This is a genomic window from Nocardia sp. Root136 (assembly GCF_001427185.1).
Taxonomy (GTDB): domain Bacteria; phylum Actinomycetota; class Actinomycetes; order Mycobacteriales; family Mycobacteriaceae; genus Nocardia; species Nocardia salmonicida.
On sequence record NZ_LMFE01000001.1, the window covers coordinates 1,769,231 to 1,778,284 of the forward strand.

Annotated in this window: 10 protein-coding genes; 2 read left to right on the top strand and 8 right to left on the bottom strand. The window is 68.0% G+C overall.

Annotation, left to right across the window (positions count from 1 at the left end; all coding sequences use genetic code 11):
- Positions 1–58: 58 nt before the first annotated feature.
- The 8 genes from ASD42_RS08250 to ctaD all read right to left on the bottom strand — a co-directional run bounded on the left by ASD42_RS08250 (position 59) and on the right by ctaD (position 7,363).
- Positions 59–835, bottom strand: coding sequence for an enoyl-CoA hydratase-related protein (locus ASD42_RS08250; RefSeq protein ID WP_056815776.1), 777 nt, complete (start codon positions 833–835; stop codon positions 59–61).
- Positions 836–845: 10 nt separating this feature from the next.
- Entirely contained in the window at positions 846–1,652 is an 807-nt protein-coding gene (locus ASD42_RS08255; protein ID WP_056812280.1) for an NUDIX hydrolase, read from the bottom strand.
- A gap of 146 nt (positions 1,653–1,798) precedes the next feature.
- On the bottom strand, positions 1,799–2,635 hold the full coding sequence (locus ASD42_RS08260; protein WP_056812283.1) for an ABC transporter ATP-binding protein: 837 nt from the start codon (positions 2,633–2,635) through the stop codon (positions 1,799–1,801).
- An 18-nt stretch (positions 2,636–2,653) separates the two neighbouring features.
- Positions 2,654–2,812 carry a hypothetical protein gene (locus ASD42_RS34295; protein WP_156677399.1) on the bottom strand — a complete coding sequence of 53 codons (159 nt, stop codon included), beginning with the start codon at positions 2,810–2,812 and terminating at the stop codon, positions 2,654–2,656.
- Positions 2,813–2,950: 138 nt separating this feature from the next.
- The gene (locus tag ASD42_RS08265; protein ID WP_056812284.1) at positions 2,951–3,733 is read right to left on the bottom strand and encodes an aminoacyl-tRNA hydrolase; all 783 of its coding nucleotides are present in this window, start codon (positions 3,731–3,733) and stop codon (positions 2,951–2,953) included.
- Between the two features lie 71 nt (positions 3,734–3,804).
- Entirely contained in the window at positions 3,805–4,230 is a 426-nt protein-coding gene (locus ASD42_RS08270) for a protease inhibitor I42 family protein (protein WP_056812287.1), read from the bottom strand.
- Between the two features lie 79 nt (positions 4,231–4,309).
- Positions 4,310–5,539: a phosphoserine phosphatase SerB gene (gene serB / locus ASD42_RS08275; protein WP_131816594.1), complete on the bottom strand. Its 1,230-nt coding sequence runs from the start codon at positions 5,537–5,539 to the stop codon at positions 4,310–4,312.
- An 81-nt stretch (positions 5,540–5,620) separates the two neighbouring features.
- On the bottom strand, positions 5,621–7,363 hold the full coding sequence (gene ctaD, locus ASD42_RS08280; protein ID WP_056812289.1) for an aa3-type cytochrome oxidase subunit I: 1,743 nt from the start codon (positions 7,361–7,363) through the stop codon (positions 5,621–5,623).
- Between the two features lie 298 nt (positions 7,364–7,661).
- Between ctaD and ASD42_RS08285 the strand changes: the two genes are divergently transcribed.
- Together ASD42_RS08285 and ASD42_RS08290 are read left to right on the top strand one after the other, a co-directional pair.
- A complete protein-coding gene (locus ASD42_RS08285; RefSeq protein ID WP_056812292.1) occupies positions 7,662–8,465 on the top strand; it encodes a VOC family protein in 804 nt (267 codons plus the stop codon).
- A 145-nt stretch (positions 8,466–8,610) separates the two neighbouring features.
- The gene (locus ASD42_RS08290) at positions 8,611–9,021 is read left to right on the top strand and encodes an AMP-binding protein (protein ID WP_056812294.1); all 411 of its coding nucleotides are present in this window, start codon (positions 8,611–8,613) and stop codon (positions 9,019–9,021) included.
- Positions 9,022–9,054 lie beyond the last annotated feature (33 nt).

The window sequence follows — 9,054 nt, forward strand, 5'->3', positions numbered from 1 at the left end:
GACGGCCCTTTCACTCGTCCGGTCGGCCCGGAACGGGTATTAACTTATCGGTAAGTTGCTACTTTCCGGTGAAGGTAGCGCTGTTCGGACCGTCGGCCGCGAACGTGCGGGTGCCGAGGCGGGCGTCGTCGGTGTCGAACAGGGCCGACCACTCGGTGACGGCGGTGGAGTGGCCGTGCGGCCCGGATTCGAAGACCGCCTTGGCGGCGGCGAGGGCGCGCGGGGCGGCGGTGACGAACTGGGCGGCCCAGGCGCGGGCGGCGGTGAGAACGTCGTCGGGGGCTACCACCTCGTCGACCAGCCCGATCTTCGCGGCTTCCTCGGCATCCACGAAACGGCCGGTATAGACGATGTCCTTGGCGCGGCTGGCGCCGATGAGAAGTGAGAGCCTGCGGATGCCGGAGAGCGGGATCAGTCCGGCTTTGATCTGCGGAAGACCCAGCTTCACGTTGTCGCCGATGATCCGGTGGTCGGCGCCGAGCGCGAGTTCGAGACCGGCGCCGAGGCAGTAGCCGGTGATCGCGGCGACCGTCGGCTGCGGAACCCGCGAGAGACAACCGAGCGCGGCCTGGAGATCGGCGGCCATGGCGGCGGCCTGTCCGGCGTCGAGCGCGGCCAGCTCCGACATCTCGTCGCCCGCGCTGAACACCCGCTCGTCGCCGTAGACGATCAGGGCAGAGACCCCGGGATGCTGGGCCACCGTGGCCGCCGCGGCCGCCACCTCACGGGCCAGCTGGGCGTCGACGAGGTTCAGCGGCGGACGATCGATGCGCAGCAGCGCGACGCCACGGGTGGTCGGCTCGGCGGGCAGTTCGAGGGTCACGAATTCGGCCATGGGCCACAACCTACCGGCCGCCGAACGCACCCAACTGCGGCAGTTCGTCGAAATACCGTTCACTGTCGGGGAAGTCCGACAGCGGACGACCGCCCGCTCCCGGCGAGTACTTCGGCATGATCGACTCGATGACGCGTTCGGCGGCCAGCACGGCCGCGGTGTCGGCGAACCCGCACAGCGCGTCGAGCTGCGACCACGTCGGTGGCATCAGCACATGTTCGCCCTCGCGCCAGTTCGCCAGGGCGTCCTGCGGGGTCCGCCAGATCACCTGGGAGGCCTCGGAGGTGGCGCCGTCGGCGATCTGGCCCTGCGGGAGCACCGCGACGAAGAAGCGCGTGTCGTAGCGGCGGGGTTCGGCCTCGGGAGTGATCCAGTTCGACCACGGCCGCAGCAGATCGGCGCGCAACACCAGGTCCTCGCTCGCGAGGAAATCGGCGAGCGACAGTTCGCGGCGCTCGAGCTTGCCCCGCGCCTCGCGATAGCGCGCCGAGTCGTCGACGACGGTGTCCGCGGTCGGACCGGCGAGCAGCACTCCGCATTCCTCGAACGTTTCTCGCACGGCAGCGGCGACGAGCGCCTGCGCGGTCTGTTCGTCGGTGGCGAAACGCTTCGCCCACCATGCGGGTTCGGGGCCCGTCCAGGCGATATCGGCTGTTCCGTCGGCAGCGTCGACACCACCGCCGGGGAACACCGTCACCCCCGCGGCGAACGCCATCGCCTTGACTCGACGCTGCAGGAACACCTCGATACCGGCCTCGCCGTCACGCACCAGCATCACGGTCGACGCGTCCCGCGCGGGGACCCCGGACTCACTCATACCGTTCCTCTCCACCACCGAACCGACTGCTCGGCGACCGACACCGCGGCCTCCCGGCCGCACTCGGCTACCTCCGCGAGCGCAGCCGACCTCTCAGCACCCTAACGCCCGCTTGGTCGACGGTGCGGAGAGATTCCCCTCAGCGGTCAGTTCCGGCGCCGATGCCCGCCCGAACGGCGCGCCCGCCGCGCGAACCAGCGACCGTCGATCCGGTCGAGGGCGATCGACTGGCTGAAGGCTCTGCTCAGATTCTCGGCGGTGACCACGTCGCCCAGGAGCCCCTGGCCGACCACCTCACCCTCCTTGAGGAGCAGCGCATGGGTGAAGCCGGGCGGGATCTCCTCGACGTGATGGGTCACCAACACCATCGCGGGCGCGTCGGGGTCGGCGGCGAGATCGCCGAGACGCTCGACGAGTTCCTCGCGCCCGCCCAGGTCCAGGCCTGCGGCCGGTTCGTCGAGCAGCAGCAGTTCCGGATCGGTCATCAGTGCGCGCGCGATCAGCACCCGCTTGCGTTCGCCTTCGGACAGGGTGCCGTAGGTGCGGTCGGAAAGATGTTCGGCGCCCAGGGTTTCCAGCATGTCGACGGCACGTTCGGTATCGATGTCCTCGTAGCGCTCGCGCCAGCGGCCGAGCACCGCGTAGCCGGCCGAGACCACGAGGTCGCTGACCTTCTCGTCCACCGGGATCCGGCTGGCCACCGCCGCCGAGGACAAGCCGATGCGTGGTCGCAGTTCGCTGACGTCGACGCGACCGAGCGTCTCCCCCAACAGATTCGCGTTACCAGAGGTCGGGTGGAGTTCGGCGGCGGCCATTCTCAACAGCGAGGTCTTGCCCGCGCCGTTCGGGCCGAGCACCACCCAGCGTTCGTCGAGCTCTACTTGCCAAGAGACAGGGCCGACCAGGGTTCGGCCCGAGCGGCGGATGGTCACGTCGGAGAAGTCGATGAGCAAATCGGGATCGGGTTGCGACACGCGCTCCATCTTGGCCCACGTGGGCTCTCAGCGCAGCGACCGGCCCGTACGAGATTCGTCGATCCTGGTCGTCAACGGGTCATTCGCAGTGCGAACTTCGCTACGCAACATCCGCGCGGCGACAAAAGAGACAGGCACCGACAGCGCGACCCAGACGATCAGGATCACCACAATTGTCGTCATCATCGCGGAACCTCCCTGTACCTCGACGTGCCAAGCTGTCCGTTACGTATACCCCCGAGGCACCCACGCCACACCGCGTTATCGCGGCGAGTCGCGAAAACCGCAACGTAGCTGCCGGATTCGTCTGGTATGCGGCTGCGATCACTCCCGTGAGGGCACCCCGATCACCGTCATCGAGCCCGGTGCCACCTCGGTGAAACCGGCGTCGCGCACAGCCACCGCACGACCCGCCGCCACCTCGGCCACCAAGCCCACCCACTGCTGTTCGTCCGCGTCGCGCACAGCGCACCGGAACCCGCGCCCTGCCCACGCGGCCGCCTCGTCCACGGGCAGCGCACCCGCCAGCAACATGCTCGCATGCCCGACCTGCGCGGCCGCCTTGCCCACCGACATCTTCAACGCCGCGTTCACCCACAGCACCGGCAACGTCGGATCCACCGGGCCGGGCTCGTCGTGTTCGAGATCGGTTCCGCCGATCTGGAGTTTGCGGACACGCTGATCGATCTCCCCGACCGGACCGGGGACGAACGCACGGGCCTGCGCGCCGTCGACATCGACAGTCACCCCGTCGACGTCACCCGCGGCCACCCACTGGGCGCCACGCGCGCGCCGGGCGACCTTCCTGATCCGCGACCGCTTCCACGCGAGATACCGCGGCTCCCACTCCCCACCCGGCCCCGAACGTGGGTCGAGGCACACCGCGACGGCCGCGGCGGCGGCGGCTTCCAGCAGGGCGCTGCGGGCGGGCGGATCGACCTTGGGAATGTGCAACACCATCTGCATCGCCTGCACCATCGCCGGATCGTCGGGGTCGCCGATGCCACCGTAGCCCTGTGCCAATTCCGCATGCGCAGCGGCGAATTCGGCCGCCTCGTCGCGAACCGTCGCCTCGGCCTGCTCCTCGGTTTCCAACCCACTACTCATGCCACAACACCCGTTCGATCGACACCGGTCCGCCCGCCAGCCTAATCGCGGGGGGCGTGGCCTTACCGCGTTCAGCTCACCCGGACATCCACCATGAAGGTCGGCTCGGGGCCGATCGACGGTTCGTTGGACGGCCCGTAGGTGAACTGCAGCGCGGTCACGCCCCGCTCGATCGCCCGGAACGGCCACACTGTGGCGTTGCCCTCACTGGTCGGCCCACCGTCGGCGATCAGGATGCCCTTCTCGGCGTTGACCAGGCCCCACTCACCGGTCGACGCGGGATCCCGCGGTAGACGCACCAGCAGGCGCTGGCCCACCGTGGCCACGACCGTGCTGCCGTTGGCGGCCAGCTCGATCGTCAGCGGTTCGACCGCGGACTGCGGAACGGCGGTCGGCTGGAGGGTGACGTCATAGGGTTCGGTCTCGTCGCCACCGCATCCGGCCGTCAATCCGCCGAGACCCGCCAGGGCGACCAGGACGAGAAATGACCTGCGCACAACAACCTCCCGATGACGAGCGGTGACGACGTGCCTGTGCGGTCACTCTACGTCGGTGAGGTCGCGATTCCGCGTGACGCTACCGGCCGAGCAGTGGAACCCGGCGTACGCCACCGTCACGCGCGTCGGCCGCTTCCACCTCGTCGCGGGTGACGCCGAGGATGAACAGGACCGCGTCCAGGTACGGATGCGACAGCGCCGTGTCGGCCACCTCGCGCAGCGCGGGCTTGGCGTTGAACGCCACGCCTAGCCCGGCCGCGTTGAGCATGTCGATGTCGTTGGCGCCGTCACCGACCGCGACGGTCTGCTCCATCGGCACCCCCGCCTCGGCGGCGAACTTGCGTAGCGCGGTCGCCTTGAACGCCCGGTCGACGATCTCGCCGACGACCCGCCCGGTGAGCTTGCCGTCGATGATCTCCAGGGTGTTGGCCTGAACGAAATCGAGTTCCAGCTCGTGCGCGAGCGGCTCGATCACCTGCCGGAACCCACCGGAGACCACGCCGCAGCGGAAGCCGAGCCTGCGCAGGGTGCGAATCGTGGTGCGCGCGCCCGGGGTGAGCTCGATCCGGTCGGCGACCTCCTCGATCACCGACTCGTCGAGACCTTCGAGGGTGGCCACGCGCTGACGCAGCGATTCGGCGAAGTCGAGCTCGCCGCGCATCGCGGCCTCGGTGACCTCGCGGACCTGGTCCTCCACACCGGCGTGCGCGGCCAGCATCTCGATCACTTCGCCCGTGATCAGGGTGGAGTCGACGTCGAACACGATGAGGCGCTTGGCCCGGCGGGCCAGCCCCGCCCGTTCCACCGCGATGTCGACCCGCTCGGCGACCGCGACCTCGGCCAGGGCCGTTCGCAGCCGCGCGTCGCCTTCGTCGCTGGTGTCGGTCGCGGTGACCATCAGTTCCATGCCGGTCACCGGGTAGTCGGCGATGCCACGGATGGAGTCGATATTGGCGCCGCCGGTGGCCAGTTCCCGCGAGATCGCGCTGAAGGCCTTCGCGGTGACCGGGGCGCCGAGCACCACGACCGCGTGGGTCGACATCGGCGGCTTGCCGATCTGCGCGTCCACGGACACGTCGACCTGCATGCCGACGGTGTTCATGGCCTCTTCGAGCTCGTCCTGCAACGCCTCGGGGTCGTTGGGGCACGACACCAGCACCCCGAGGGTGAGCCGTCCCCTGATGACCACCTGCTCCACGTCCAGCAAGCTCACCTGGTGCCGCGACAACGTCGCCAGCAGCACCGACGTGACGCCCGGTCGGTCGGGGCCGGTGACGGTCACGAGAACTGTGGTGTCGGCCAAGTCGATCTGCTCCGTTCGATTACCCACAAAAAGAGTGTGCACCCGCTGGTCACCCAGCAGGTGCACACCCTGTCGTTCGGTGGTGTCCTACTTCTTCGCGAGCGCGCCTTCTGACACGTGCGTGCTGTGCTTACCCGAGCCCCAGCCGACGTGCGCCTCGGCCTTCATACGCTCGACCATGTGCGGGTAGTGCAGCTCGAACGCGGGACGCTCGGACCGGATGCGCGGCAGCTCGTAGAAGTTGTGGCGCGGCGGCGGGCAGGTGGTGGCCCACTCGAGGGAGTTGCCGTAGCCCCACGGATCGTCGACCGTGACGACCTCGCCGTAGCGGAAGCTCTTGAAGACGTTCCAGATGAACGGCAGCATCGACGAGCCCAGGATGAACGCACCGATCGTGGAGATCGTGTTCAGCGTGGTGAAACCGTCGGACGGCAGGTAGTCGGCGTAGCGACGCGGCATGCCCTCGGCGCCCAGCCAGTGCTGGACCAGGAAGGTGGTGTGGAAGCCGACGAAGGTGGTCCAGAAGTGCCACTTGCCCAGACGCTCGTCCATCATGCGGCCGGTGATCTTCGGGAACCAGAAGTAGATACCCGCGAAGGTCGCGAACACGATGGTGCCGAAGAGCACGTAGTGGAAGTGCGCGACGACGAAGTACGAGTCGGTGACCTGGAAGTCCAGCGGCGGCGAGGCCAGGATGACGCCCGACAGACCACCGAAGAGGAAGGTCACCAGGAAGCCGATCGACCACAGCATCGGTGTCTCGAACGTCAACTGTCCGCGCCACATGGTGCCGATCCAGTTGAAGAACTTCACACCGGTCGGGACTGCGATGAGGAAGGTCATGAAGGAGAAGTACGGCAGCAGCACCGCGCCGGTGGCGTACATGTGGTGCGCCCACACCGCGATCGACAGCGCCGCGATACCCAGCGTCGCGTAGACCAGCGTGGTGTAACCGAAGATCGGCTTACGGCTGAACACCGGGAAGATCTCCGACACGATGCCGAAGAACGGCAACGCGATGATGTAGACCTCGGGGTGGCCGAAGAACCAGAACAGGTGCTGGTAGAGCAGGATGCCGCCGGTGGCCGGGTCGTAGATGTGACCGCCCAGGTGGCGGTCGTAGGCCAGACCGAACAGCGCCGCGGTGAGCAGCGGGAACGCGAGCAGCACCAGCACGGAGGTGACCGCGATGTTCCAGGTGAAGATCGGCATGCGGAACATGGTCATACCGGGTGCGCGCAGGCAGACCACGGTGGTGAGCATGTTGACGCCACCGAGGATGGTGCCCAGACCCGACACGGCCAGACCCAGGATCCACAGGTCGGTGCCGACACCGGGCGAGTGCAGGATGTCGGTGAGCGGCACGTAGGCCGTCCAGCCGAAGTCCGCCGCACCGCCGGGGGTCACGAAGCCCGCGGTCGCCATGGAGGCGCCGAACAGGTACAGCCAGTAGCTGAACGCGTTCAGTCGCGGGAAGGCGACGTCGGGAGCGCCGATCTGCAGCGGCAGGACGATGTTGGCGAAGCCGAACACGATCGCCGTCGCGTAGAACAGCAGCATGATCGTGCCGTGCATGGTGAACAGCTGGTTGAACTGTTCGGGCGAGAGGAACTGCAGACCCGGACGTGCGAGCTCACCACGCATGAGCAGCGCCATGAGGCCGCCGATCATGAAGAAGCTGATCGCCGTCACCAAGTACATGGTGCCGAGCACCTTGGGGTCGGTGGTGGTGACCGCCTTGTAGAGGAACGAGCCCTTCGGCCCGGTCCGGGCCGGATACGGTCGAGTCGCTTCCAACTGAGGGACTGGCCTGGGCTCTACCGCAGTCACTGATCCTCCTGAAGATGCCTGTACGTCACTCGCAGCGTCGGCCGCGCCTGAAAGGACGGACAGCAGCAGACATGCGTTGGAGTGAATCGTAAACCGTGCTGCCGCAGCATTCCGCGCGGGTCCTACTCTGTGTCGTATTCGGCGCGCCGTAGTTCGCGATCCCGATCTTCCTCCGCAGGTCGCGTGGGTGCAATGGTTGTCGGCGATGACTTTTCGGCGGTCGGCGCGTCATGATCGATGCCGACACACGAACGTGCCAGCGTCTCGATCGAGCTCCCCCTTCAGCCGAGGAGAAGTCATGTCGTTGACCCCGAAACCCGGTGATCCCACCTGGGTCGATCTCTACACCACCGATCTCGACCGCGCGATCGCCTTCTACGGCGAACTGTTCGGTTGGACCGCCGATCGCGGCGGCGAGGAATTCGGCGGCTACACCACCCTGCGCAAGGACGGTCGGGCGGTGGCGGGCGCGATGGGCCGCCACGACGATCCCGGCGACCCCTATCCCGACCGCTGGACCGTCTATCTGAACTCCCCCGATGCGCTGGCGACGACGGCGAAGACGAGCGCGGCGGGCGGCAACGTGATCGTCGAGCCGATGGCGGTCGCCGATCTCGGATCGATGGCGGTGCTCGCCGATGTCGGCGGTATCGGTGTCGGGGTCTGGCAGGCCGACACCTTCGCCGGCTTCGAAGCGGTCGGCCTCGTCGCCGACGGCACCTGGACCGACCATGTCGGCGTGCCGTCCTGGTTCGAGCTGACGACCCGCGCCTACGACGAGTCCCTGGTCTTCTACCGCGACGTCTTCGGCTGGGCCGACACCCTGACGATCGCCGACACCGCGGACTTCCGCTACACCACCATTCACGCCGTCCCGCCCATGGGCGGCGGCGTCCTCGACGCGGGCGGCCACCTCGCCGAGGGCATCCCCGGCTCGTGGACGGTCTATTTCGGCGCCGACGACGTCGACAAGTCCGCCGAACACGCGGTGGCCCTCGGCGGCACCGTCGCCTTCGAACCCATGAACACCCCCTACGGCCGCCTAGCCGGCCTGATCGACCCCACGGGCGCGCATTTCAGCATCGGCGGAAACGCCCGCTGACCGAGGTTCGACCCCCTAGGGGTGGTAATCGATCCCCCTTGGAGTCGGCCCACCAACGCTGGGGTTGCTGTCGGGTTCCCCTCTCGAAGACGAGATTAGAGGTGTAGCAAAAAGCACCCGCCGACAAGCCTTCAAGGGGAATCCGATGAGCACCGTGGTCACCGCACCCGCCGACAACGTCATCCAGCTGCGTCGCCGTTCCGACGCGCCGATCGTCGCGGGGCAGCTCGCCGACGCCGATCTGGATCGTTGGGCGAACCGCCTGGCCCGCGTGCTGCTCGGTCGCGGCGCCGAGGCGGGCGACCGGATCGCCGTCGCGGTCGATCCCCGGATCGAGGCGGTCGTCGCCGAGGCCGCGGTGCGCAAGATCGGCGCGATCCCGGTGTCGCCGGCCAACGGTGCCGCGACCGGTTTCGGGATCACCACCAAGGCGACTCGGGCCCAGCTCGCCGACAGCGGCAACTGGCTGGTGCTCGATGATCGCTCGACCCTGCAGCGCTATCTGGTCAGCTCCGACGCGCCGCTGGCGGCCATCGAACTGGCCGCAGTCTCCTGAACCCATTCCGATGTGGTCCGCGCTGGTTCAGAA